Consider the following 25,738-nt stretch of genomic DNA (forward strand, 5'->3'; position numbering starts at 1 on the left):
CACTCATGATTCCCCCTAAATAAATGCTAGGCTGTTTTACCGTATCGGTTCACATCTCTGCCTTTATATTATGCCATAAAGCGCTTACATACGCTCTTTCTTTTGTTTATTTTTGAGAATCTGATGGGCAACAATACCAACAGCGAAAAACAAGACATACAGACCAATCGCCACAAAGAACTGCCACGAGAATGGATCGCGAAGGCTTGAGCCGATATTATTGTAAACGAACGCACCAGGAATGATCCCGATATAGTTGGCGATGGCGAACTGTTTAAAGCGGATTTTTGATAGACCGGACGCATAGCTGATCGCGTCAAACGGAAACAGTGGAATCAATCGAACGACGAGCACGACGAGGAAACCGTTCGTCGCAATCCGTTCGTCGAGCACGTTCAGCTTCCCTTTCCCGATCAATTTCTCGACGCCACGGCGACCGAGCAATCGGGCGATCCAAAAGCTGAGCAAACCGCCGGTACCGGCACCAATGACGTCGAGTAGCGTTCCGAGCCACGGACCGTACGTATAGCCGCCAAAGACGGTCAATAGACTTGCTGGGAAAAAGACGAGTGGTCGAATGGTGTAAGCGAGTACGTAAAGCAACATCCCGGTGAGACCTTGATCCCGTACCCAATCCGATAATGCCTGAATATCGAATTGCTCCAGCATTCCAGACATCCGGAAGTACAGGAGCAACCCAAGACCAAACATAAAATACAGCGTAAGCGGGAGCCAGTCCCGGAGCCGTAATTTCTTCATGACATCGTCGCCGGAGCAACGTAGTAGAAAATCGAGAGGAAAATCAGGACACTGCCCGCAAGGACGAACAGATGCCAAATCGCGTGGTTATATGGCAAACGTGCCCAGACGTAGAAGATGACGCCGAGCGAGTACGCAAGGCCACCACCGAGGAGCAGTAAGAATCCTTGTAATCCAAGTGCTTCATAGATCGGCTTGATTGCAAACAGACAACACCAGCCAAGAATCAGATAAGACGCATTCGAGATCCAGACGTATTTACCGGTTGAATAGAGTTTCCAGATGATGCCGAGCGTTCCGACACCCCAGACGATGCCAAGCAACGTCCAGCCGAGCGGACCACGGAGTGTGATCAAAGCGAACGGTGTATAACTACCAGCAATCAACAGATAGATGCCAGCATGATCTAAAATTTGCAAGACCTTATTCGCTTTCGTGTGCATCAGTGAATGCATCAAGGTCGAGAACAGATAAAGGAGAATCATCGTTGCCCCGAAGATACTGACAGCCGTGACGTTCCAAGCGCTACCGGATTTCGTCGCCTGCAGAATCAGCATCACGAGCGCGACGATACTGAAGATAACACCGAGACCATGTGTAATGGCACTGGCGATCTCTTCTTTCAAGGAATCGCCTTTTGCGAGCAGCTCTTCGATCGTTTCCTTCGATTGTTGCTTGATCGTTTGCTTGATTTCTTTTTTCGTAACCAATCGAACACCTACTTTCTAAAACAGAGGACTATGCTTTTGATTATACGCCCTCATGCAACAGCATGCCTATCGAAACATTCTGTCGATTTGATGACAACTGTCATCTGTTTGTCTTTTCCCGCCCATACAAAAATCCACACCGCCTAGGCGATGTGGATATGCCTTACCACTGTTCAATATCCGGGCGGTCCTTGAACGTCGATTTTGTTCCGTGACGTTCATTGAGGACGGCTTCGACTTCTTTGAAGGAGACACCGCGGTCAGCAAGCAAGACTGTTAAGTGATACAACAAGTCGGCTGTCTCTTCAGCTAACGTATCGTTACCGGCGAGGACGACTTCAAACGCCTCTTCACCGAACTTCTTCGCGATCTTCTCGTACCCGGAAGCAATCAAATAGTTCGTATAGGACTCTGCTTCCTTCGCCTCAATCTTCGCTTTGACAGTCTGTTCCAGTTCGTATAACATCGGGCACCTCCACTTCCGTATAGAAACAACTGCGATTTCCGGTATGGCATGTTGGACCGTTCGCTTTGACTGCGATCAAGAGACTATCCTGATCACAATCGATCCACATCCGTTTGAGCTCAAGCGTGTTCCCGCTCGTCTCGCCTTTCGTCCAGAGACGATTCTTCGTCCGTGAGAAGAAGGTGACAAGACCGGTCGCAAGCGTCTTATCATAGGCGGCTTGATCCATGAAGCCGACCATCAAGACATCGTTCGTCTGCTCGTCGACAACGACGGCAGCGACGAGTCCTTTCGAAAAATTCAATGTCGTCATCGGACTTCGACTCCTCGTTCTTTGAGGTAGGCTTTCGTTTCCGGCATCGTGTACGTCGCTTCATGGAAGATCGAAGCAGCAAGAGCCGCGTCAGCGCCTGCCTCTAGTCCTTCCGCTAAGTGATCGAGCGTTCCGACCCCACCGGAAGCAATGATCGGTACGTTGACGACTTCACGCAAACGACGGATCAAGGCGAGATCATAGCCGTCCTTCGTGCCGTCAGCGTCCATCGACGTGACGAGTAACTCGCCGGCACCAAGCGCAACGGCTTCCTGTGCCCACTCGATCGCGTCACGTCCGACCGGTTGTGTTCCACCGTGTGAGAAGACACCCCACGAGTCGCCGGTCTGCTTGGCATCGATCGCGACGACCGTCGCTTGGACACCGAACAGGCGGCTGACTTCTTGAATCAGTTGCGGATTTTGAAGCGCTGACGAGTTCAGTGAAACTTTATCAGCCCCGGCACGAATCAACCGTTTTGCGTCTTCGATCGTCTTGATTCCGCCACCGACCGTAAATGGCATGTAAATGACTTCTGCGACACGTTCGACGATATCAAGCATCGTCTCGCGTCCTTCTTGTGTTGCTGAGATATCGAGCAGGACGAGTTCGTCTGCTCCTTGCTCGTAATAGTACTTCGCGACGGCGACCGGGTCACCGAGATCACGTAAGTTTTGGAATTTAACGCCTTTGACGACACGTCCTTCCTTAACGTCAAGACAGGGAATGATTCGTTTCATCAACATACCCGTAACACCTCTTTTAAGGCGAGGGATCCGTCGAGCAACGCCCGACCGACGACGGCTCCATCCATCCCAATCTCTTTGAGACGCGCAACGTCGTCAACTGTCGTCACACCACCAGAAGCGATCAATTCGACCCCTTCCCGCTTCAAGCGATCGAGTCCATCGACGTCCGGTCCCATCATCATTCCGTCACGCGAAATGTCTGTATACAGGAACGTCTTGATTCCTTTGCCGATCAAGTGCGTCATCGCCTCTTCAAGCGTCCAACCGCTCGCTTCGAGCCAACCGCGTGTTTGAACGATGCCTTCTTTGGCATCCAACGCAACGGCTAGTTTATCACCAGCGAGAGCAATCATCTGCTCGAGCAACGCTTCGTCCTCGAGGGCAACCGTGCCAACGAGAATCCGGTCGATTCCGGCACCGACGTATGCTTCGACGGTCTCGATGTTTCGGACACCACCACCAGCTTCGACGAACAAACCGGTCTCCTTTTTGATGTCGGCGATCAAGTTCAAGTGTAACGGTTCGCCGGCTTTCGCGCCGTCAAGATCGATCAAGTGAATCGCTGTTGCCCCGTCTTCCTTGAAGCGCTTCGCGATCGTTAGCGCATCGCCGAAGAATGTCTGTTGGTCAAAATCTCCTTGCTTCAGGCGTACCGCCTGTCCGCTCATTAAATCGATTGCTGGGTAGAGTTGCATGTCGTCTCTCTCCATTCCTTCAGTAGTTTCAGTCCGACTTCGCCACTCTTTTCCGGGTGGAACTGCATCCCCGTGACTTGTCCTTTTTGGACGATTGCCGGAACAAGACGTCCGTATTCGACCGAATCGACGATCCATTCTGGATCACAGACGGCACCGTATGAGTGGACGAAATAGACGGCTTCGCCGTGGTTCGTCAGCTGGTGCCAGCCCATGTGTGGCAAGCGGACGTCGCTCGGTAGTTTTTCGATCGTTCCCGGTAAGATTCCGAGACCTTCCGTCAGTCCATCTTCGTCACTCGATTCAAAGAGTAATTGCATCCCGAGACAAATCCCAAGAAACGGCTTCTTTTCGGCTTGTTCTTTTAAGAAGTCAACCAGTCCTGTTTCTTTCAAGCGCTCCATTGCCGGTGCATAGGCACCGACCCCCGGTAAGACGAGTGCTTCTGCTTGGTCGAGCAACTCCGTGTCACTCGTGACGATGACTGCTTCGCCGAGCTCCTTTAACGCCCGCTCCACATTTGCGATATTCCCGACGCCATAATCGACGATTGCTATCATTGATCAATCAACCCTTTCGTAGACGGTACGCCTTCGCTCGTCACGGCGACTGCCTGACGGACGGCCCGACCGAGTGCTTTGAACAACCCTTCGATCATGTGGTGGGTATTCGAACCATATAAGACTTCAGCATGAATCGTCATCCGGGCACTCCGTGATAAGCCTTGGAAGAACTCTTCTGCGAGTTCCGTATCAAAGTCACCGAGCTTCGGATTCTTGAAACTAGCACGGAAGACCGTGAACGGACGACCGCTGAAGTCGAGGACGACTGACGCGAGTGTCTCATCCATCGGCACACGGGACTCGCCGTAGCGTTCGATCCCGGCTTTATCACCGAGCGCTTCCGTTAATGCTGCCCCGAGGACGATCGCGGTATCTTCGACCGTGTGGTGGGCATCGATCCACGTATCACCTTTTGCTGTTACCTTCAAACCGATCCGGGCCTGAAAGGCGAATAACGTCAACATATGATCAAAGAAGCCGACACCGGTTTTGATCTCAACCGGACCTCCTGCGAGATCGACCTCGACCTTGATGTCTGATTCTGCACTTACTCGTTCGCTTGCGCCACGCCGCATCGTAATTCCTCCTCTACACACGTTTCTAATACTTGCATCGCTTCCGGTGATCCACAACTGACACGGAATGCCTGGTCAAATAAACGAATCCGTAATCCGGCGTCAGCACAACGCTGCGTAAAGCGTTCGGCTTCCGGATACTCGACGTAGACGAAGTTCGCTGCACTCGGATACGTCTTGCCGATTGGCGCGAGAATTCGTTCGATCGCCTCGCGGCTCGCATACGTTTCTTCTAAGACTCGATCGAGTTCCGGCTCTGCCATGATGGCGATGCCGACAGCTGCTGATAGACCAGAAACATTATATGGTGATTTGATTTGTTCGATTTCTTCGATGATTTGTTCGCTCGCGATGACAAAACCAAGTCGAAGCGATGCGAGTCCGAACGCTTTTGAGAGCGTCCGTAAGATGATCGCTTTCGGATATTCTTCGAGTAAGTGAAGCATCGACTGTTCGAGCGCGAAGTCGATGTACGCCTCATCGATGACGACGTATTTGCCACTGTCGAGCAAGCGACGGATGTCCGCTTCCTTGCGGAGGACACCGGACGGATTGTGTGGGTGGCTCAAGAAGATGATCTCACCGGGTGCTGCGATCAATCCGTCGACGTCAAGCGCCATCTCGTCAAGTAGCGGTACCCGTTCGAACGGCGCCCGTGCCCGGTCAGCGTAGAACTGATACATGACGAAGTCAGGTTCAGAGGCGATGACCGGCATGCCGGGTCCGCCGTAGCGGGCACATAAGTAGCCGATTAACTCATCCGAGCCGTTTCCGGCGACGAGTTGCGTCGGACGGACACCAGCGTACGTCGCGTACGATGCCTTGACTTGATCGATGATCTCGACAGGATATTCGTTTAATGGGAACGTCGCGATCAATTCTTGGATCGCTTCGATCCCGACTGGACTGTGGGTCGTGAATCGTTCGTTTTGGTGTAATCGCATTAGTCTTCCCTCACTTCGATGGCTTGTGCGTGTGCTTCGAGTCCTTCGACCCGGGCAACGGTCTTCGCTGCGTTCGCAAGACGTTGTACGCCTGCGCGTGTAGCTTCGAGCATCGTCTGGTGACGCAGGAATGTCCGCGCTGATAATCCAGACGCAAAACGGGCTGTGCCGGATGTCGGTAAGACATGGTTCGTTCCAGCGACGTAATCGCCGAGCGTTTCCGGTGTCTCGTGACCGAGGAAAATCATTCCGGCGTGACGGATCGATTTGACGACCTCTTGCGGATTGGCAACGGCAAGTTCCAAGTGTTCCGCTGCGAGACGGTTCGCTTCTTCGATCGCTTTCTCAAGTGGAGCGACGAAGACGCCACCGTTTTCCATCGCACGACGGGCAATCTCTTGACGCGGCAATTGCTGTAAACGCCGTTCGATCTCTGCATCCACCGCTTGTTTCATCTCTTCCGTTGGCACGAAGGCGATCGCGACAGCGTCACGGTCGTGTTCGGCTTGCGCAAGGAGGTCGGCTGCGATCCGGTCTGGATGCGCTGTTTCGTCAGCGATGACGACGACTTCCGATGGACCAGCGACGGAGTCGATACCAACAATTCCGTAGACTTGGCGTTTTGCTTCGGCGACGAAGCGGTTCCCGGGTCCGACGATCAAGTCGACGGCTTGGATGCTTTCTGTTCCGAATGTCAGCGCGGCAACAGCTTGCGCTCCACCAATCGTATAGATTTCTGTCACACCAGCGATCCGTGCCGCAACGAGCACCTCGTCACTTAAGTTCGTCATCGGCGTCACCATGACGACGCGTTCGACACCAGCAACTTTTGCTGGAATGGCGTTCATCAAGACCGTCGATGGGTAACTTGCTGCACCACCTGGTACATAGATCCCGACCGAATCGACGGGAACGAACCGTTGACGTCGTGTCACGTCTGCTTCGACGAGTTCGATGTCAGACGGCAGTTCTTGTTCGTGCCATTCGACGAGTCGTGTCGCCATCAACTTCAACGAGTCGATCAAGTTAGCGTCTGCCTGTTCGAACGCTTGTGTGATTCGTGTTTCACTGAGACGGAAATCTTCGAGATCAACCTGATCGAATTGGTTCGTGTAATCGCGGACAGCAGCGTCACCGTCTGTTGCGACGCGTTCGAGAATCGCGCGGACCGCGAGCTCCGTGTCGCGATCGATGCTGAAAGGTTTTGTCGGTGTCATGATCGTGTCACTCCTTCTGTCAATTGCTCCAGCAAGCGGATGACTTCCACCCGCTTCCGTTTTAACGTCCATTCGCTCGTAAAGAATCGAGCGCTGATATCGATGATTTTCTCGTATTCGTTCAGTCCGTTCGCTCGTAACGTCTCACCCGTCTCGACGATATCGACGATCGCGTCAGCAAGACCGAGTAACGGTGCCAACTCGACGGATCCGTTCAACGGTACGATGTCGACGTCGACACCGAGTTCGCTGAAGTAGCGTTTTGCGATGACTGGATACTTCGTCGCAATCCGAACGCGGCGCCCACCTTCGAATTGCAAAGGCTCCTTCGCACAGACGGACATTCGGCAGACGCCGAACGGCAATTCCGCCAGTTCTGATAGTTCTTGATCCGATTCGAGTAAGATGTCACTGCCGGTGATCGCAACGTCGAGAACACCTTGAGCGACGTACGGAATCAAATCCGATCCTTTCATGAAGACGAATTCGTGCTCGCCCCGTTTGACGATTAGTTCGCGTTCAATGGCTCCCCATGTCTCGACGCCAGCTTCTTTCAGATAACGTTCTGTCGCTTTCGACAGCCGTCCTTTCGTAATTCCGATTCGCATTTAGAGCACCTCCGCCAACCGTTCGACTGAGAATCCGATGCCGAACGCTTGTTGTTCTTGTCCGAATTGTTCATAAAGCCGGTCGTAGCGTCCACCGACGAGGACAGGTTCCGTCACGCCTTCGATGAAACCGTGGATCGTGATCCCGTCGTAATACGTCTGTAAGCCCATTTGACCGAAGTCGAGATCTGCATTGACGGCTTCCGCAAGATCAAGCACGGAATTGAGTCGTGTCTCGTCGACGTACGGTAGGATCGTCTCCGCCCCTTCACGTCCGAATAATAAAGGAAGTTTCGCAAGTAAGGCATCATCGAGTTGACCCGCGATTCGCTTCAATTCGATGACGTTACGTAAACGGAGCATCTGCGTCACTTGGTCGCGTAAGTGGTGATCACCGACGCGCGTCTCAATCAAATGCTCGATCAAACCGGCATCACCGATCGAGAGTGTGACTTCTTTTCCCGTCAGTTCTTCGACGAGTCGGACCGCAAGTTGAATTGCTTCGACTTCTGCGATTTGTCCCCGTTCCTCGAATCCGACTTGGAACTTCTCTTCCGGTTGAAAGACCGAGCCACTGTAGAAGACACGTTTATATTGTTCGCGACCACGTTCGCTGAGTGCACGCGCGACACTAGTCGTAAAATCCATCCGAATCTGTTCCCGTCCACCGATTTCCTCAATTAAGGGGGTGATTAATCGGGTATAGTTAGATTGTTCGAGTCCATCTTCGAGCTGACGAATGACTTGCTGGAGCCGCGTTGCCGAGGCACCGACGTAGTCCGTCGCTCCATCCTTGAGTCGAATCGTAGAAAATGATTGCATACTCCCACTCCTTTATCTTATTATCACTGTACCACGCTAAATTATTTAACGATAAGATACCGCGTTTCGGGCATATTGTCAATCGCTTTGCTTGCCAATTCTAAAAAATCGGAGGGTTTATCATGCAATTATTGAAATGGGACGGTCACGTCCACAGTCCATATTGTCCACACGGTACGAAGGATTCACTCGAAGCCTACATCGAGCGTGCGTTAGAGCAAGGCTTAGAACGGATCAGCTTCACGGAACATGCCCCTTTACCTGAAGGTGTGACGGATCCTGCGCCAGATAACGATTCCGGAATGTCGTTCGCGACAGCCGATGCCTACCTGAAGGAATTGACGCAACTCCGCGAGACATACAAGAATCAAATCGACATCCGAATCGGGATGGAGTTCGACTACTGGGAAGGGCATGTCGACGGGACGCGTGACATCATCGCTCGCTATGCTGACGTCTTGACCGACGGCATTCTCTCACTGCATTACTTATACATCGATGAGCAGTATTATGGCGTCGACTTCAGCAAGGAAAGCTTCGGTGAGATCGTCACGAAACTTGGAAGCGTCACGGCCGTTCACGAACGCTATTATGAAGGCATCCAAGCTCTTGTCATGACGGACCTCGGTGCACACCAACCGAAGCGCCTCGGTCACTTGACATTACCGACGAAGTTCATCCAAGCCTATCCGCTCGAGTCGAACCCAACGAACCTCGACGACACGTTACGGAAGATCCGTCAGGCAAACTTCACGCTCGACGTCAACACGGCAGGACTCCGGAAGCCGTTATGTGGTCTTTCCTATCCTTACCCGGAACTCTTGCAAGTCACGCAGTCGTTATCGATTCCGCTCGTCTATGGATCAGATGCCCATCTCGCAAAAGATGTCGGTGCTGATTTCGATTTCAAATGGTAAACAAAAATCCGGATGCCGCAGCGTCCGGATTTTTTTGTTTAGGAATACGGGAAATCCGCAGCGTCGACAGGAGCAATCGATCGTGCTAATTTTTTTAATTGTGCTAGCGACACGTTACCGGACAGGAGGACGATTTGATTGTCTTCGACGTAATAGAGGTTCGTTCTCTTTTGTTTCTGCTGGAAATAAGCTGTCTGTCCGTTTGCAAGCGTCGTTTCCTTCCAGTCCTCGCCTTGAACGTCTTGCTTCGGAACAACGGTTAGCAGAATCGTTTGGGACTTCGTGTGGAAGAACCAGACGCTATCGTCCCCATTAGGAGTCGAACTACTCATAATCGCTTGGAATGTTGAGAACGGTAAATTCAAACCGCGAGTAGAACCATCATCTTTTTTAATGTTTTGAACGTCGTCATGTAAACCGCCTTTTAAAATCCAGTTCTTCTCTTGCTTGGTATACTCTAGTACAGCAAGACGATCTGCTCCTTTTGGATAATGGAGCGTCACGTAAGCATGATTTCCGAGGGCGACACTACTCCAGATATCGCCTTCAGTCGGGTACGCTTTTGTTCCATCTTTAAAGTAAAACGTCACGTGACGACGGAAATCCGCTTCAAACGAATCCTGTTCTGAAAAGTCTTCTGCTTTAATACGTTGTACGATGGCATCCGGTTCAGCACCATCCTCAGCAGTGTTATCATTAATCCATCGCGTGTGAAGCTGATTCAAAGGCGGAACTTGGTCTGGTTCTGCACAACCGGTCAAAATACTTGCAGCTAATAATGCACTAATTACACCAATCCGTTGAAATCGCATGACAATCTCCTTTTCCTCTTTTTTCCTTTCTTTGAGTATCGCATGCTTCAAGATCATACTTTTAAGAAAACTGTAAAAACAGGGGAAGGAGAATCTTCGAATGTATAAATTTCTACAGACAAAAACAGACTAGCCCTCTTCGATTGAAGAGAACTAATCTGTTTCGTGTGTTTCATTCTAAGTTGGCATGTTTCCCGTACATCGTTTGTGAATCGAGTTGCTTGTCTTCCATGATCTGCAGAATCAAAGCATCATAAAACAACAACATCGTCTGTTCGAACAATGATCCCATCGGTTGCACCGTCTCGTCCGCTGACGCCGTTTGTTCTTTCGGAACTCCGGGCAGTTTGACGACTAAGTCGGCTAATCGTGCTAACGTCGACGTCGGATTGATCGTGACAACCGCTACCATTCCACCGAGTTGCTGTGCTTTCTCGACGATTGGAATCAAGGTTTTCGTCTCACCCGATCCGGAACCGACGATCAACAAGTCACCCTCGCGTAAATTCGCCGTGACCGTCTCGCCGACGACATACGCGTCAAGTCCCATGTGCATCAACCGCATGACAAACGCTTTCCCCATCAAGCCGGAGCGCCCGGCTCCTGCGAGAAAGATTCGGTTCGCTTGCAGCACAGCGTCTGCCAGTTCTTTTGTCTCGGTCGCATCGATCGCTTCAACTGTCGAAGTCAGCTCTTCGATAATCGTTTGGATATGTGTCATTTACGCCTCTTGAAGCATCCGGTGCATCGTTGACGCTGTTTCTTGTTTATCATCTTGTCCCGTGATCCCGCCACCGACGATGATCAGATCAGGACGTGCAGCGATGACTTCTGGTAACGTCTCCATCTTGATGCCACCCGCAACAGCTGTTTTTGCATTTGTCACAACCGATTTGATTGTTGCGAGATCCTCAAACGAGTTTTGACCGACTGCTTGGAGATCGTAACCCGTGTGGACACAGATATAGTCGACACCTAGCGCATCCAGTTCTTTCGCACGTGTTGCGATATCTTTCACAGCAATCATGTCGACGAGAATCTGTTTACCTGATTTTTTCGCTTCTTCGACTGCCCCTTTGATTGACATGTCTTCCGCTGCACCAAGGATCGTCACGATGTCGGCACCATGTGCGACAGCTTGGCTGACTTCGTAGCCAGCAGCGTCCATGATCTTTAAGTCAGCAAGGACCGTTAAGTTCGGGAATGCGGCTTTCATTTCTTTGACGGCGCGGAGCCCTTCGTTGATGACGACCGGTGTCCCGATCTCAACGATATCTAGATTGTCTTCCCCGATTTCTTTGACTAAAGCAATCGCACCTGCTGTATCGACTAAATCAATTGCGAGTTGTAATTTCATTTGTATCTCTCCCATTCTTCTCTGTATTGTCGTACCTGACACTTCCTTCAGACGTTCATGAAGGAACAGGACTAAATATAATCCGCAGAAGCATTCTTGAGAAGTACGCACTTTTAATTTACATAGTGCGGTTTTTCATACATAGTGCGGAAAAGTATACTGTCGATCGGAAGAAAGACTATACTGGAACAGGAGGTGGAACGATGCCACATTTTGAAGACCGTCAGTTTAACTGTGAGAAGGAATTGACCCTCTCGATCATCGGGGGAAAATGGAAGATGCTCATTCTTTGGCACTTAGGCAAGGAAGGCACGAAACGCTTCGGGGAACTGAAAAGTCTGATGCCTGGGATCACGCAACGGATGCTCGTCAATCAACTGCGCGAACTCGAAGACCACCACATCATTCACCGGGAAGTCTATCCGGTCGTACCACCGAAGGTTGAATATTCTTTGACACCACATGGTCATAGCTTAATGCCGATTTTAGATGCGATGTATGACTGGGGTAAAGATTATGCGAAAAACGTCTTGGAGATCGACTTCGAACAACAAAAGATATCACCATAAAAAAGATGCTCGCGGTCTCGTCTCTTTTCAGAGATAAGTCCACTGAGCATCTTTTTTAGGATTCTTCTGTCGTATAAATCTTCGACATCGCCAGTTCATCGACGTATTCCCCATCGATGAAGAGTGACGCGATGCGTGTTCCTTCTATGTTAAAGCCAAACTTATGATAGAGCTCGATTGCCCGCAAGTTATCCTTGCGAACCGTCAACTCGAGTCGGATGAGTCCTGCTTCAATCGCAAAGGCATCCACCGCTTCAAGTAGACCTGCACCGAGTCCACGACCCGTATAGGCATCGAGCAATCCGATGACGAGGTTCGCCCGGTGACGAATCCGACTCGGCTCACCACCGACAACGAGCACATACCCGACGAGTTGCTCGTCGACATCCACGACGAAGATGTCCGAGTTAGCAGCCTGACCGAACTTCTCGATGAACGCCTCGGCCTGTTCCGTTGACAGGACACGTTCCTCCGGCTCATACAACATATATTTCGTTTCCCGATCAATTCGTCGCATTAAGTCCGATAAGGCCTTTCCGTCCATCAACGTGGCGCGTCGTATCATTCTAAATTCCTCATCTCTAAAAAATAAACTTATAATCAATAAAAAGATTGTTTATATTGTTAATAAATTTGCTACCGTTAACTATATCTTAAAAAGTTGATAATAAACTATTCTAGATTGATTGAACAATATATTTCCACTTCAAATATATTCGCTTTCTATAATTTGTTTTAATTGAAATGAGTAACTTAACATACCGTTACTGTGAATACTATCTAGCATAGTGATAGTATTATTCAACTCTATTGTAATTTCCTCTTGCGTACTATCACTTGATATAATTGGCATAATCAAAGCTTCAATGACTGCTTTTCTCATATCTTTTAATATTATAGTATTTAGATTTAAAACCTCAATAGATTCAATAGCAGCTATATCAGAATCATACATGGCTCTCACGCTTCCATCTATGCTATATTTAAATCTTTCCTCACAATCATCTTGAGTTGGAGTAACGCTAAGACTCATTTCCCCCTTATGCATACCACAATATTCTAGTTCGCTTCTGCCTTCTCTTAAATTATTAGGATTATCTCCATTACAACTTACATGCAAATTTTTATAGTCTAATCCATGTGTTCTTGTCATTTGAGGTATTACATGCTCAATATGAGACTCCACATCAGTTAAGTTCATTCCACAATAACAGCATAAATTTTTCTGTTCATTTAATAACGAATTCTTTAATATATTTTTCAATGGATATCTCAAGTCACTATACTTAGCTCTACGATTACTTTCTTTCCATGTTGAAAATTCTTGAGGTTCATCTTGAAATTTAATTATTTTTTTCATTTTCTAAAAATTCCTTACGTGTTAATAATGCAGATAATTTTTGAGTTGTTGCAGATTGCTTCCCCATTAATTCATCTACCAAATGACTTAATTTATTTTTAGCATCCCCCAAGTTTCCTACTTCTATGTCTTTAATTATTTCTGACTCTAGATACTTGACATCAACATTTTTTTCGTCAGCGTTCATCAATCCGGATAATATTAAATTGGTATCTAAACCAAATTGTAGACTTTGTTCTCTAGCGACAACTTCGAACGTAATTTTGTTATCTTTGCTCTCTTCTTTGTGCTCCATTAAAAATAACTTTCCTTTATTTACTTCTCCAATAACTTGAGGCGAATGTGTACTTATTAAAAACTGTATGTTTTTAAAAATTGTATAAAACTTATTTAATATTTCTCTTTGCCAACGTGGATGTAAATGCAACTCAATCTCGTCTATTATAACAACACCTGATCCTTCTAAAGGATTATTAAGTAAAGGATTAGCTATAGATAATCTTCTTGCTAAATCACCAATCATTGCTAACGTTGTTTTTTCACCGTGAGATAATTGATTTATCGACAATCTCAAGCCATTCTTTTTTATTGTTAAAGCTGGCTTATTACCTCTTCTCATAATTCTCAACTCAGTAAATCCTGGCATGAAACTGTATATCGCTTCCCTCACATACTTCAACATTTTATCTTGATAATTTAATTCATCTGATAATCTTATCTCGTTTTCTAAATCCTCCTGAGCTTTGTACCATTCAAAAAATGATTTAAAATCCGCTCCTCCTATAAAAGAATTTTTATATATAGAAATTTGTGAAATGTCTATTTTATCTGCTGTATGTAAAGTGCTATCTAATACTGCTCTTTCTACAGGATAATAAATTAAAACTGGAACGTTTCTTTGATTGTTTAAATTTAATTCATCATTCAATTTTTTTATAATCTTCATGGTATTATCTATGGGTTTTAGGGTGGATTTACTAGTAAGGTTTTTAGCTCTACTTTTTATTAAGGTTAGATTTCCTTCAATACCCTCGTATTTAATATTAGTCTTAATTATAAGTCGCTGCTTTCCATTTTTTATATCATCTGTATTAATTACTAATTTTTTGTAGTTTTTTTTCGTAGCATTTTCTATAATACGAGATAATAGTATTGCAGCTGCTGATAGTACTGTAGTTTTTCCTGACCCGTTACTACCAAAAAATACAGCTGATTCAAAGTTCAAATTAATAGTACATTCATCTATCCCTCTAAAATTTTCAAAATCTATATGATCAATTTTCATATGAACATTTCATCCCCTTACTATTAATTATATAATTCACTATAAACTTCATATCTGATGTTTTCTATTATGACGATTAAATCTTGAAATTGGAATAACTAACATAAGCTTTACATACGATATTAACTATTGCCTCTTTACAGCAAGAAAACATCAAAAGAAAAACAAATGACCATAGTACTTTTTATTACACAGTACTGATAACAAAAGCATTTAAATTATCTACAAGTTTTAATAGAATATCTTCTGAGTGATACACTAAAATACTAACGTAACAGATATCTTTTCGTGAACAAATACGTATATTTAATGAAAGTAAAATGGATAGTAATTAAAGAAAAGTTGAATAAAAAATTAACAATAGAAAACATAAAGAAATATAAAATCAGAAATACTTCTTGAATCAAAATATCTAATATGTTGAATTGATTTAAAAAAATCCATCAATTTAATCAACAAATTAGAAAATAGTAAAACTGTGGATACGGTACTGATTTTGCAAGTAATTATAAAAAAGAATTAGGCCTCCTGATAACGAAGAAAATATAGTGCATCACAAGTTTAATCAAGTATTTTTATATGTTTCTTACATCATCAAGTCAGTTCGAAATTTTGTTTTTTTATATTTCCACATCAAAAATATAAAAATTTATTTATTGAATTTCAAAATATAAAGTAATTTTTAAAAGTTAACACAAAAAAACCCTTGCATTTACAAGGGTTTTAAGGACATTTCGAAATCCTTAAGATTTCAGGGTATGGAGACGGTGGGAGTCGAACCCACGTCCGAAGGCATCGTATACTTAAGCTTCTACGTGTGTAGTCAATTTATTGGGATCTCGTCGTCAGGCTGCCAATTGACAGGCGTCCGTCCGACCAGTCTGATTCCATCTCTTCTCTTTCCCTCCAGACGGAAGGGTCCAAGCGTAGCCTGTTTAAAGTGAGACCCTAGAAATCAGCCGACCAGGCGACAGCTGCTAGGATCCGCAGTTGCTATTACGCTGCTGCGAGTTGTGTGTTAGTTTTGCCAGTTATGGCTGGTGCGTTTTAACGAGGCCGACCCCTCGACACGCCACAGAAGACCGAACTACCCCCGTCGAATCCGTAACGTCCCCAAGATAATAAATTGGGGCTTTCCGAATACTAATATTCTAGCAGAAAAGTGTTACGGGTTCAATACTTTTGCTTATCGCGTAGTGCTCGTTCGATATCACGCTTCGCATCCTTCTTCTTCAGATCGTCACGTTTATCGAATTTCTTCTTCCCGCGTCCGAGCCCAATCAAGCATTTCGCGTAACCGTTCTTGATGTAGACTTTGAGCGGTACGATCGTATAACCGTCCCGTGAGACCGCTCCGATCAAGTTTGTGATCTGTTTCTTGTGCAACAACAGCTTCCGCGGGCGGAGCTGTTCATGGTTGTAGCGGTTCCCCTGTTCGAAGTGGGCGATGTTCGAATTCCAGAGAATCGCTTCTCCCCCGTCGAACCGGACGAACGCGTCCCCGATACTGATCTTTCCTTTACGGACCGACTTGATCTCCGTTCCCGTCAAGACGAGACCGGCTTCAATCGTATCCTCGATCGCATAATCGAACGAGGCCCGTTTGTTGTTCGCTAAGACTTTCGAATCTGTTCCCTTTGGCATGTTCGTTCACCACATTTCCGATGCGGAAGCGCTTATTTGCGCTTCCGTTTCTTATTCGAGACCGCCTTATGGAACGGCGGTTTATCTTTCTTATTCTTTAACGAGAATCCTTTTCCCTTGCTTTGGTCGCTCTTACCTGACCGTTTCTTGCCACGACGATCGTCCTTCTTCTTGTCGTCGCGTTTTTGTCCCGGACGTCCACCGCTTGAGCGAATCGTCTTCGACTCGAACCGTTTCTTCGGCTGCCGTTCTGGCATCCCGACGACGCTGAAGTCGATCGTCCGTTCATCGATGTTGACGTTCGTGACCTTGATCTCGACGACATCACCAATCCGGAACTGTTGCTTCGTCCGCTCACCGATCAGCTGATAGTTCGCTTCATCGTAGCGGTAGAAGTCATCCGTCATCGCTTGGATGTGGACGAGACCTTCGATCGTGTTCGGCAATTCGACGAACATCCCGAAGTTCGTGACACCACTGACGACGCCTTCAAACGTCTCGCCGATGTGTTGCTCCATATATTCGGCTTTCTTCAACGCGTTCGTTTCCCGCTCCGCATCAACGGCACGACGCTCGCGTTTCGACGAGTGATCGGCGATTTCCGGGAGGATCTCTGAGTAACGGTCTTGCGTCTTCTGTGACTTATCGTTGTAGATGACATATTCACGCAACAGACGGTGAACCATCAAGTCTGGGTACCGACGGATCGGTGACGTGAAGTGCGTGTAGTAGTCCGTCGACAGACCGAAGTGACCAATCGGTTCGATGTCGTATTTCGCTTGTTGGAGCGAACGGAGCATGACCGTACTGACGACGGCTTCTTCCGGCTCACCTTCAACAGCGTTCAGGATCGATTGCAATGTCTTCGGTGCGACTGACTCACCCTTGCGTTCGACGTTGATGCCGAAGTTACCGATGAACTTGAAGAACGTATCGAGACGTTCAGCTTTTGGCTCATCGTGGATCCGGTACATGAACGGTAGTTTTTGACGCTGTATGTGCTCCGCGACCGTTTCGTTCGCTGCAAGCATGAACTCTTCGATCAGTTTCTCAGCGACCGAACGTTCCCGGAGGATGATCTCACTCGTCTTGCCTTCTTCGTTGACGAGGACCTTCGCTTCTGGGAAGTCGAAGTTGATCGCCCCACGACGTGAGCGGCGTTCGCGCAAGATCGCTGCGAGTTCCGCCATCTTGTCGAAGTACTCAACGAGATCTTGGTACTTCGCGATCACTTCTTCGTCTTCGCGTTCGATGATTTTCCGGACGTCCGTGTACGTCATCCGTTCCGTCGTCTTGATGACACTCTGGAAGATTTCATGGTTGACGACAGCACCGTTCGCATCGATTTCCATGATACAGCTGAGCGTCAGACGATCGACGTGCGGGTTGAGCGAGCAGATCCCGTTCGATAGACGGTGCGGGATCATCGGAATGACGCGGTCAACGAGATAGACACTCGTTCCGCGCTCACGCGCTTCTTCGTCGAGTGCTGAATCTTCTTTGACGTAATGCGAGACGTCGGCGATGTGGACACCAAGCTCGAAGTTGCCGTTCGCTAACTTCTTGACGTGAACCGCATCATCGAGGTCTTTTGCGTCCGCCCCGTCAATCGTCACCGTCAATTCGTTCCGTAGATCGACGCGTCCGACTAAATCCTTCTCATCGATTTGATCCGGTACAGCGTTCGCCTCAGCGATCGCTTCCGGTGAGAAGTCGACATTGATGCCGTGCTTATGGACGATCGACAAGATATCGACGCCTGGGTCATTCTTGTGACCGATGATTTTTAAGACTTTCGCCGTTCCGGCGTAACGACCATCCGGATACTTCGTGATCCGGGCGAGGACTTTATGGCCATCGACGGCACCAAGTGTATCGTCGTTTGCGACGACCGGTAAGAACGTCAGCTTCGTATCATCCGGTTCGATGTAAGCGATCGATTCGATTCGTCCTTTTGGACTGACGAACGTGCCGACGAAATCAGCTGGTCCGCGGGAGAGAATCTTGAGCAGTTTCCCTTCACGACGATCGCCGCCGTTTGACTCGGCAAACACTTTGACGAGGACACGGTCGCCGTTATAGACATTCTTCAGTTCCGGTGCCGGTAAGAAGATATCGCCTTCTGAGCCGTCTTCCGGTGAGACGAAACCGAACCCGCGTTGGTGGACGGAAATCTTCCCTGCGACTTGACCGATTTGCGCAAGCGTTCCGTACTTGTTCGAGCGTGTCCGGGCGATCAACGCTTCGTCTTCCATCGCGTTTAGCGTCCGAATCAATTCCTTGAATGCTTCCGTATCCGCTAGTTCTAGTTTTTTCGTTAATTGATCAATCGACAACGGACGTTCTTCCGTTGTGATGACCGTTAGTATTCGTTCACGTAATTCCAACGTGACACCTCCAGTTACTTGCTCCAGTTCAATGACTCCAGGAAGTCCAAGATGTCAGAGTGGAGCTGGTCTTTTTCTTTGTCGAGCGTAATGACGTGACCTGAGTTCTCATACCAGATCAGCTCTTTTTGGAAGGCACTGACTCCATCATGGATGATGTTCGCGGAGTCGGTGTTGATCATGTGATCATTGCGTGCTTGGACGACGAGCGTCGGTGCATAGACGTCCTCAAGCGAATCGCGTGTCTCGCGCAGCAGTTCCTGTAAGTCCTTCAAGGTCGGCATCGGTTCGAAGGACGCCATCTCGTGGTCGATCTCTTCTTGCGATTTGCCTTCTCGCTTCTTGAATTCTCGTGCGTACTCGGTGACTCCTGCATACATGACTTCTTCACTTTTGATGTAGGCGGGTGCACACATCGGGATGACCGCTTTGACCGGACGGTTCATCGATAACTTCAGTGACATGACGCCACCAAGCGATAGTCCGCAAACGGCGATTTCGTCATAACCTTTATCGACGAGTTCCTGATATCCGGCAAGGACATCCTGCCACCAGTCGGCTGGCCCGGTCTTCGTCAGCTCTTCGGGTGGGGCAGCGTGCCCTTTATATTGTGGTGCAAGGGACGTATAGCCCTGCTTTTGCAAGTAGCGACCGAGGATGCGGACATCCGCGCTCGATCCCGTGAATCCGTGTAATAGTAAAACGGCACGTGGGCCGGCTTCGAAAAAGAATGGTTTCGGTAAAGTGATTTTCATAAAATGATTCCCCCTCTAACTCTATACCCCATATCCGGAAAAAATGAATATCGAGAAATACAAAAAACGACAGCGCGATCATACGGCTGTCGTTTCAATGCTCACTTATAAAAAGCGACGAGTAACGCCAAGATGAAGAGTAATGCCCCTAAGATAGACGCCACACGATTTAGGACCGCATCCAAGCCACGAGCTTTTTGGCGACCAAATAATTGTTCTGCTCCACCCGTCAATGCTCCGAGTCCGGTCGTACGACCCGACATCAATAGAACGACGATGATGAGAAGAACGGAAACGACGATGAGGCCGACAAGAGCCACGTTATGAATGATCATCGATGATCCTCCTTCAGTAATATACGCTTCTTTCATTATAGAGAAAAACAAGTACGGGAACAAGGAATAGATTTAGGAACTTTTTCCTGCCTGACGAAAAGAGACACCTGAATCGTCGACTCAGGTGTCTCGTCTCTTTATTGTTTGATCAATTCGAGATCGACTGGGATGTTCTTCGCGACTGTTTCACCTTTTAAGTGCTTGATTGCTGTCTCGACACCCATCTTCCCGATCTCCGTCGGTTTTTGAGCGATCGTTCCTGCCATTTTTCCGTCTTTGACGGCTTTGACAGCATCATCCGTCGCATCGAAGCCGATGACTTTAACATCGTTCAGACCCGCTGCTTTTAACGCTTCGACCGCACCAAGTGCCATTTCGTCATTGTGTGCGAAGACAGCTTTGATGTCTTTGTTGTTCTGGAGAATGTTCTCCATGACCGACAAGCCTTTTGCCCGGTCGAAGTTTGCTGCTTGTTTTGCGACGACGTCAAGTTTACCGTCGACTGCTTCGTGGAACCCTTTACCACGGTCGCGTGTTGCGGATGCTCCTGGAATCCCTTCGAGTTCCACGACTTTTGCTTTATCACCGACGAGTTCGATCATGTACTCACCTGCTTGTTTCCCACCCGCGACGTTATCTGACGCGATGTGTGCGACGACGTCGCCTGCTTCTGCATTGCGGTCAACTGTGATGACAGGGATGTTCGCATCGTTTGCTGTTTGGACGGCTGCACCAACTGCTGCTGAATCCGTTGGGTTGATCAAGATCAAATCGACTTTCTTTTGAACCATGTCTTCGATATCGCTTGCTTGTTTTGCTGCATCATCTTGTGCATCCGCGACTTGAAGTGTTGCACCTTGTGCTTTTGCTTCTTGTTCTGCCCCTTCTTTTAACGAGACGAAGAATGGATTGTTGAGGGTTGAAATCGAAAGACCAATCTTGAAGTCCTTCGTCTTTTTCTTCGTATCACCGTTGCTGCTGCCCGGTTGTTCCGTCGAACAGGCTGCTGCGAAGACCATTAATGCCATCATGACGACTGCAAGTAGTTTTTTCATCTGTAGATCCTCCTTTTTGAGTGTGGGTTACGCTGCTTGTTTCCGGTCCGCGAGTACCGCGAACAAAATGACTAAACCTTTGACGACGAGTTGGAAGAACGAGGAGACACCAAGCAAGTTGAGACCATTGTTCAGTGTTCCGATGATCAAGGCACCAATCAAGGTACCGACAATCCAGCCACGACCACCTGACAGGCTCGTCCCACCAAGGACGACTGCTGCGATGGCGTCGAGTTCATACGATGTCCCCGCTGTCGGCTGTGCCGAGTTCAGACGGGACGTCAGGATGATGCCGGCAAGTGCTGCCATCAAACCTGAGAGTGAGTAGATCATGATTTTGACTTTATTGACTTGAATCCCCATCAACTTCGCTGCTTCTTCGTTGCCACCGATCGCATACGTATAGCGACCGAACGTCGTCTTCTTCAAGATGAAGTAGAGAACCGCGAAGGCGATTAACATCGTTAGAACCGGTACCGGGAAGATCCAGAAGTAACCGCGTCCGAACAATTCGAACCATCCACCTTGGCTCAGACCAGTGATCGGTTTCCCGTCCGTGTAGACGAGCGTCAAGCCCCGGAAGATCGTCATCGTCGCAAGTGTTGCGATGAACGGTGCGACTTTCCCGAGTGAGATGACCATCCCGTTCAAGGCACCCATGACAGCTCCGACGATCAATCCAGCCAGAACAGCGATCAACGCTGACGTTCCGTCCGTCATCAGACCCGCGACGAAGGCGGACGAGAGCGCGAGAATCGACCCGACCGATAAATCAATCCCACCTGTCAGAATGACGAACGTCATTCCGAAGGCAATCAAGGCATTGATCGAGACTTGCCGTAAGATGTTAAATAGATTATTCAATGTTAAAAAGTCCGGTTCCATGATCGAGACGACGAGGACGATCGCGAACAATCCTGCGAGTGGTCCAAGCTTTTGTCCGATCCCAAGACGTCTCGGTTTTGCTTCCGTTACCTTGCCTTGCATCAATTCCATATCATTGTCCTCCTGTCGCAAGTGTCATGATGCTTTCTTGCGTCGCTTCCTGTCGTGTCAACATACCGCTCATCTTGCCTTCACGCATGACGTAGACCCGGTCGCTCATCCCGAGAATCTCCGGGAGGTCCGAGCTGACCATGATGATCGCGACACCCGCCGCAGCGAGTTCGTTCATGATGAGATAAATCTCTTTCTTCGCCCCGACGTCGACACCACGTGTCGGTTCGTCGAGGATCAAGACTTTCGGTTGTGTCCCGAGCCACTTCGCGAGGACGACCTTCTGTTGGTTCCCTCCGGACAGTGACTTCGCCGGCTGGTCCATCGAGCTGTGGCGGACCGAGAGCGACTTCAAATACCCTTCTGCGAAATCACGCTCTGCCTGATCCTTGATGACACCAGAGCGTGATAACGAACGAATCGTCGGCAATGAGATGTTCTCGCGCAGTGAAAAGTCGAGGAACAAGCCTTCGCCTTTACGATCTTCAGTCAAAAATCCGATGCCCTGGCGGATCGCGTCGTACGGTGTCTTGATTTTCAGTGACTGTCCGTTCAGTTCGATCGTCCCGTCCTTCAGGCGATCGACCCCGAACAATCCCCGCATGACTTCCGTCCGCCCAGCACCCATCAAACCCGAGAAGCCGATGATTTCGCCTGCTTTGACGGAGAACGAGACATCGTCGAATCGTTTCCCGCTCGCCTGTTTGACCTCAAGGACAGTCGCGCCGATTGACACGTCACGATCCGGATACCGTTCGCCCATCTCACGACCAACCATCTCTCGGACGATCTGTTCGAACGATGTCTCGGGAATCGCGTGTGTCGAGACAGAGATCCCATCCCGTAAGACGGTGATCCGATCGCAAAGCTCAAAGATTTCCTCCATCCGGTGCGAGATATAGACGATTGAGACACCTTGGTTGCGCAGTGCCGTCGCGACGCTAAATAAGGCACGAATTTCCCGCTCTGTCAGTGCGGCTGTCGGTTCATCCATGATGATGACCTTTGCGTCCGTCATCAAAGCTTTTGCGATCTCGATCATCTGTTGCTGACCGACCGATAACGTCCGTGCAAGTTGATCGACATCCATGAAGACGTTTAATTCTGCGAGTTCACGTTCTGCCTGCCGCTTCATCCCTCCTTGCTTGAGAATCCCGAAGCGTGACTTCAACTCTCGTCCGAGGAACAAGTTCTCCGTCACCGTCAAATCCGGGAGGATGTTCAGCTCCTGGTGGATGAAGGCGATCCCCGCCTCTTCGGCAAGCTTCGGATTCTTATATTCGACGTCCTGTCCATCGACGCGGATCGTACCTGCGTCTGCTTTATGGACACCGGTCAAAATCTTCATCAGCGTCGATTTCCCGGCACCGTTCTCTCCCATCAAGGCATGGATCTCACCCGCAGCGAGTTCGAAGTCGACACCTTTGAGGACAGGGACGGGACCGAATGCTTTTTTGATACCTGTCATCTCGATACGCATCGCATGACCCCCTTAAAAGATTACGCCGGAATGGAAGATGACATTTGCGTACGGTGTCGCTTCCCCAGTCCGGATGATGGCCTTCGCCTGCTGTGTCTGTTTCTTGAACTCCTCATGTGAGACGAACGTCGTCTCGATCTTCATCTCTTCCAGTGCCCCGAGCACGTCCGGATTCGCTTCTTTGATCTCTGTTGCCAGTGTCAGCTGTTCGATTGCCATGTCACCGGCGACGACACGGACGACGTCGAGGAATGATGGTGTGCCGAGTTCCAGTGCTAAATCGATTCGGGCGACCCCGTCCGGAATCGGTAAGCCACAATCGGCGATGACGATCGTATCGGTATGACCAAGATCGGTCAGGACTTTGCTGATATGACTATTTAAGATACCGTGTTTCTTCATGCGTCTCCCTCCATCTGTTCCCGTGTCGGCATGCCGCCTTGAGCGCCAAGCGCGCGGATGGATAAGCCGGCTGCCCGGTTCGCGAAACGAATTGCCTCAACGAGCGGTTGTCCTTCCGTTAAGGCGACGGCCAATGCGCCATTGAACGTATCACCTGCTCCTGTCGTATCGACGACCGTCGTCTCGATTGCTGGAATCGTCACGATCGACTCTCCGTCATAGAAGCGTGCCCCGCGACTGCCTTCGGTTACGATCAGTTTATTCGGATATTCCATCAACCAATGTTCGATCGGTTGGTCTTGTCCGAAGATCAAACCACATTCATGTTCGTTTGGCGTTAAGTACGTGACGTGTTCAATCAATTCCGGACTGAGTGACATCGCTGGTGCTGGATTCAAGACGACTGGAATGCCAGCCGCATGTGCTTCGCGAGCAACGGTCTCGACCGTTTCGATTGGAATCTCGAGCTGGAGTAAGATGATTTCACTATCTGCGAGAATCGGTGCGAGTGTATCATCTTCAAACTGCACATGTTGATTGGCAGACTGAACGACGACGATCGAGTTGTCACCTTCAGCGAGCGTGATGTGTGCCGTTCCCGTCCGTTCGCCTTCAATCGTTTGCAAGTGCGTCGTCTGCACCCCTTGCGTCTTGAAGTTTTCGCGGATTGCTTCGCCGTTTGCGTCACTGCCGACGCAACCGATCATTTCGACCGTACTGCCGAGACGCGCGACTGCGACCGCTTGGTTCGCTCCCTTTCCGCCCGGTACGGTATGAAAGGCATCCCCGATGACCGTTTCGCCTGCGCCTGGACGGCGTTTACTTTCGACGACGAGATCCATCGAGATACTGCCGATGACACTGATTTGTTTCATGCTTCCTCATCCTTCCGTTTCGTCGTTTCCCGTTCGATGATCTCAACCGTCAACTCATGATGGACGGCGGCAATCGGTGTGCCTTCAATCCGTTGAATCAGGAGTTTCGCGGCCAGCTCTCCCATTTGGTAGATCGGCTGCGCAATCGTCGTCAACGGTGGTGAAATCATTTGTCCGAGTTCGATCCCGTCATAACCGATCACTTGGAGTTCATCTGGAATCGTAATCCCGCGTTCCGCCGCAACTTGGATTGCTGCCGCGGCAATGACATCACTCGCAGCAAAGATCCCGTTGCAATGATAGTGATCAAACAGGTAGTTCGCGGCATCAAGCGCCCCTTGAAAGTGGAACGGTGACTCGATGCTTGCAACGAGATGTGTTCCAGCAATCTCTTCGAAGCCATCCCGTCGTTTCTTGATCGTCGGGAGTTTCGATGGACCACTGATGACGGCTAATTCAGTTGCACCAGCTTCCAGTAGAAGCGAAGCCGCCTTCTTCCCGCCCTCGTATCCGTTTGACGTCACCGTCGGAATCGCACCTTGTAACACACGGTCTAACGCTACGACCGGCACTTCGAGTTCTTCATAGTTCGGATTGTTCGAGTAGTTCGTCGTGATGATCAATCCGTCGACATGCATCGCCTCGAGTGACTTGATATATTCGCGTTCTTTCTGAAACTGTTCGTCTGTGTTACACAAAATGACCTGAAAACCATGTTGATGTGCCATATCTTCCACAGCCCGTGCGAGTTGTGGGAAGAATGGATTCGTGATGTCTGGAACGATCAAACCGATCAGTCCGGATCGTTTTTGGAACAACGATCGTGCGACCCGGTTCGGTCGATAATCCAATTGTTTGATTGCCTGAAGCACCGCCTTACGCGATTTCTCACTAACATAACCCTTTTCGTTCATGACGCGTGAGACCGTCGCCACGGAGACATGTGCCGCTTTCGCTACTTCCCGGATGGTCGACATGTTTCGCCACCTCTTTCTTTTGATAACGCTTACAAGAATCATCATATTGTGTAACCGGTTACACATCAATCTTTTTTATATAAAATATATTTTATTTTTTTCGAGCCCTTG

Annotated in this window: 28 protein-coding genes, 1 other RNA gene and 1 pseudogene; 2 read left to right on the forward strand and 28 right to left on the reverse strand. The window is 48.8% G+C overall.

Annotation, left to right across the window (positions count from 1 at the left end; genetic code table 11):
- Positions 1 to 84 precede the first annotated feature (84 nt).
- The 11 genes and pseudogenes from AC3B4V_RS07550 to AC3B4V_RS07600 form a co-directional block, all read right to left on the reverse strand.
- Complete coding sequence (locus AC3B4V_RS07550; protein WP_488378060.1) at positions 85 to 759, reverse strand: TVP38/TMEM64 family protein; 675 nt, start codon at positions 757 to 759, stop codon at positions 85 to 87.
- A complete protein-coding gene (trhA, locus tag AC3B4V_RS07555; protein WP_035396436.1) occupies positions 756 to 1,415 on the reverse strand; it encodes a PAQR family membrane homeostasis protein TrhA in 660 nt (219 codons plus the stop codon). The genes AC3B4V_RS07550 and trhA overlap by 4 nt, the downstream gene beginning before the upstream one ends.
- A 217-nt stretch (positions 1,416 to 1,632) precedes the next feature.
- Positions 1,633 to 2,248, reverse strand: a pseudogene (gene hisIE / locus AC3B4V_RS07560) (bifunctional phosphoribosyl-AMP cyclohydrolase/phosphoribosyl-ATP diphosphatase HisIE).
- The gene (hisF, locus tag AC3B4V_RS07565) at positions 2,245 to 2,994 is read right to left on the reverse strand and encodes an imidazole glycerol phosphate synthase subunit HisF (RefSeq protein ID WP_023469183.1); all 750 of its coding nucleotides are present in this window, start codon (positions 2,992 to 2,994) and stop codon (positions 2,245 to 2,247) included. The pseudogene hisIE and the gene hisF overlap by 4 nt, the downstream one beginning before the upstream one ends.
- A complete protein-coding gene (gene hisA, locus AC3B4V_RS07570) occupies positions 2,988 to 3,692 on the reverse strand; it encodes a 1-(5-phosphoribosyl)-5-[(5-phosphoribosylamino)methylideneamino]imidazole-4-carboxamide isomerase (RefSeq protein ID WP_029342450.1) in 705 nt (234 codons plus the stop codon). The genes hisF and hisA overlap by 7 nt, the downstream gene beginning before the upstream one ends.
- A complete protein-coding gene (gene hisH, locus AC3B4V_RS07575) occupies positions 3,665 to 4,252 on the reverse strand; it encodes an imidazole glycerol phosphate synthase subunit HisH (RefSeq protein ID WP_255997628.1) in 588 nt (195 codons plus the stop codon). The genes hisA and hisH overlap by 28 nt, the downstream gene beginning before the upstream one ends.
- Positions 4,249 to 4,830 (reverse strand): imidazoleglycerol-phosphate dehydratase HisB, encoded by a 582-nt coding sequence (gene hisB, locus AC3B4V_RS07580; RefSeq protein WP_035396348.1) that lies wholly within the window; start codon positions 4,828 to 4,830, stop codon positions 4,249 to 4,251. The genes hisH and hisB overlap by 4 nt, the downstream gene beginning before the upstream one ends.
- Positions 4,803 to 5,774 (reverse strand): pyridoxal phosphate-dependent aminotransferase, encoded by a 972-nt coding sequence (locus AC3B4V_RS07585; protein WP_035405946.1) that lies wholly within the window; start codon positions 5,772 to 5,774, stop codon positions 4,803 to 4,805. Before AC3B4V_RS07585 ends, hisB begins: the two co-directional genes overlap by 28 nt.
- A complete protein-coding gene (hisD, locus tag AC3B4V_RS07590) occupies positions 5,774 to 6,991 on the reverse strand; it encodes a histidinol dehydrogenase (RefSeq protein ID WP_029342453.1) in 1,218 nt (405 codons plus the stop codon). Before hisD ends, AC3B4V_RS07585 begins: the two co-directional genes overlap by 1 nt.
- Positions 6,988 to 7,599 (reverse strand): ATP phosphoribosyltransferase, encoded by a 612-nt coding sequence (hisG, locus tag AC3B4V_RS07595; protein WP_023469189.1) that lies wholly within the window; start codon positions 7,597 to 7,599, stop codon positions 6,988 to 6,990. The genes hisD and hisG overlap by 4 nt, the downstream gene beginning before the upstream one ends.
- Entirely contained in the window at positions 7,600 to 8,421 is an 822-nt protein-coding gene (locus AC3B4V_RS07600) for an ATP phosphoribosyltransferase regulatory subunit (protein ID WP_488378061.1), read from the reverse strand.
- A gap of 122 nt (positions 8,422 to 8,543) precedes the next feature.
- Between AC3B4V_RS07600 and hisJ the strand changes: the two genes are divergently transcribed.
- A complete protein-coding gene (hisJ, locus tag AC3B4V_RS07605; RefSeq protein ID WP_488378062.1) occupies positions 8,544 to 9,338 on the forward strand; it encodes a histidinol-phosphatase HisJ in 795 nt (264 codons plus the stop codon).
- A gap of 38 nt (positions 9,339 to 9,376) precedes the next feature.
- Here the strand turns inward: hisJ and AC3B4V_RS07610 are convergent, their stop codons facing one another.
- From AC3B4V_RS07610 to hxlA, 3 genes are all read right to left on the reverse strand, one after another.
- Positions 9,377 to 10,150 carry a hypothetical protein gene (locus tag AC3B4V_RS07610; protein WP_488378063.1) on the reverse strand — a complete coding sequence of 258 codons (774 nt, stop codon included), beginning with the start codon at positions 10,148 to 10,150 and terminating at the stop codon, positions 9,377 to 9,379.
- A gap of 172 nt (positions 10,151 to 10,322) precedes the next feature.
- Positions 10,323 to 10,871, reverse strand: coding sequence for a 6-phospho-3-hexuloisomerase (gene hxlB / locus AC3B4V_RS07615; protein WP_488378064.1), 549 nt, complete (start codon positions 10,869 to 10,871; stop codon positions 10,323 to 10,325).
- Positions 10,872 to 11,507 carry a 3-hexulose-6-phosphate synthase gene (hxlA, locus tag AC3B4V_RS07620; RefSeq protein WP_023469194.1) on the reverse strand — a complete coding sequence of 212 codons (636 nt, stop codon included), beginning with the start codon at positions 11,505 to 11,507 and terminating at the stop codon, positions 10,872 to 10,874.
- Between the two features lie 203 nt (positions 11,508 to 11,710).
- Here hxlA and hxlR point away from each other — a divergent pair, with 203 nt between their 5' ends.
- Positions 11,711 to 12,076, forward strand: coding sequence for a transcriptional activator HxlR (hxlR, locus tag AC3B4V_RS07625; RefSeq protein ID WP_029342458.1), 366 nt, complete (start codon positions 11,711 to 11,713; stop codon positions 12,074 to 12,076).
- Positions 12,077 to 12,131: 55 nt separating this feature from the next.
- Here the strand turns inward: hxlR and AC3B4V_RS07630 are convergent, their stop codons facing one another.
- From AC3B4V_RS07630 to AC3B4V_RS07695, 14 genes are all read right to left on the reverse strand, one after another.
- A complete protein-coding gene (locus tag AC3B4V_RS07630; RefSeq protein ID WP_023469196.1) occupies positions 12,132 to 12,641 on the reverse strand; it encodes a GNAT family N-acetyltransferase in 510 nt (169 codons plus the stop codon).
- 141 nt (positions 12,642 to 12,782) lie between these two features.
- Positions 12,783 to 13,436 (reverse strand): retron system putative HNH endonuclease, encoded by a 654-nt coding sequence (locus AC3B4V_RS07635; protein ID WP_488378065.1) that lies wholly within the window; start codon positions 13,434 to 13,436, stop codon positions 12,783 to 12,785.
- Entirely contained in the window at positions 13,420 to 14,721 is a 1,302-nt protein-coding gene (locus tag AC3B4V_RS07640; RefSeq protein WP_488378066.1) for an AAA family ATPase, read from the reverse strand. The genes AC3B4V_RS07635 and AC3B4V_RS07640 overlap by 17 nt, the downstream gene beginning before the upstream one ends.
- Before the next feature lie 756 nt (positions 14,722 to 15,477).
- Positions 15,478 to 15,836, reverse strand: a transfer-messenger RNA (tmRNA) gene (gene ssrA, locus AC3B4V_RS07645).
- A 58-nt stretch (positions 15,837 to 15,894) separates the two neighbouring features.
- A complete protein-coding gene (gene smpB / locus AC3B4V_RS07650) occupies positions 15,895 to 16,365 on the reverse strand; it encodes an SsrA-binding protein SmpB (protein ID WP_214859479.1) in 471 nt (156 codons plus the stop codon).
- 32 nt (positions 16,366 to 16,397) lie between these two features.
- The gene (gene rnr / locus AC3B4V_RS07655) at positions 16,398 to 18,752 is read right to left on the reverse strand and encodes a ribonuclease R (protein WP_023469199.1); all 2,355 of its coding nucleotides are present in this window, start codon (positions 18,750 to 18,752) and stop codon (positions 16,398 to 16,400) included.
- A gap of 14 nt (positions 18,753 to 18,766) precedes the next feature.
- Positions 18,767 to 19,507, reverse strand: a complete 741-nt coding sequence (locus AC3B4V_RS07660) for an alpha/beta hydrolase (RefSeq protein WP_023469200.1) — start codon at positions 19,505 to 19,507, stop codon at positions 18,767 to 18,769.
- Between the two features lie 101 nt (positions 19,508 to 19,608).
- Complete coding sequence (gene secG, locus AC3B4V_RS07665; protein ID WP_023469201.1) at positions 19,609 to 19,842, reverse strand: preprotein translocase subunit SecG; 234 nt, start codon at positions 19,840 to 19,842, stop codon at positions 19,609 to 19,611.
- 137 nt (positions 19,843 to 19,979) lie between these two features.
- Positions 19,980 to 20,897 (reverse strand): ribose ABC transporter substrate-binding protein RbsB, encoded by a 918-nt coding sequence (gene rbsB / locus AC3B4V_RS07670; RefSeq protein WP_488378067.1) that lies wholly within the window; start codon positions 20,895 to 20,897, stop codon positions 19,980 to 19,982.
- A gap of 27 nt (positions 20,898 to 20,924) precedes the next feature.
- Positions 20,925 to 21,893, reverse strand: coding sequence for a ribose ABC transporter permease (rbsC, locus tag AC3B4V_RS07675; RefSeq protein WP_050678685.1), 969 nt, complete (start codon positions 21,891 to 21,893; stop codon positions 20,925 to 20,927).
- 1 nt (position 21,894) lies between these two features.
- Entirely contained in the window at positions 21,895 to 23,373 is a 1,479-nt protein-coding gene (locus tag AC3B4V_RS07680; RefSeq protein WP_488378068.1) for a sugar ABC transporter ATP-binding protein, read from the reverse strand.
- Between the two features lie 12 nt (positions 23,374 to 23,385).
- On the reverse strand, positions 23,386 to 23,775 hold the full coding sequence (gene rbsD, locus AC3B4V_RS07685; RefSeq protein WP_488378069.1) for a D-ribose pyranase: 390 nt from the start codon (positions 23,773 to 23,775) through the stop codon (positions 23,386 to 23,388).
- Positions 23,772 to 24,650 carry a ribokinase gene (gene rbsK, locus AC3B4V_RS07690; RefSeq protein ID WP_488378070.1) on the reverse strand — a complete coding sequence of 293 codons (879 nt, stop codon included), beginning with the start codon at positions 24,648 to 24,650 and terminating at the stop codon, positions 23,772 to 23,774. Before rbsK ends, rbsD begins: the two co-directional genes overlap by 4 nt.
- The gene (locus tag AC3B4V_RS07695; RefSeq protein WP_053454163.1) at positions 24,647 to 25,627 is read right to left on the reverse strand and encodes a LacI family DNA-binding transcriptional regulator; all 981 of its coding nucleotides are present in this window, start codon (positions 25,625 to 25,627) and stop codon (positions 24,647 to 24,649) included. The genes rbsK and AC3B4V_RS07695 overlap by 4 nt, the downstream gene beginning before the upstream one ends.
- Positions 25,628 to 25,738: the final 111 nt, after the last annotated feature.

The sequence above is a fragment of the Exiguobacterium sp. E17S genome (assembly GCF_057772545.1).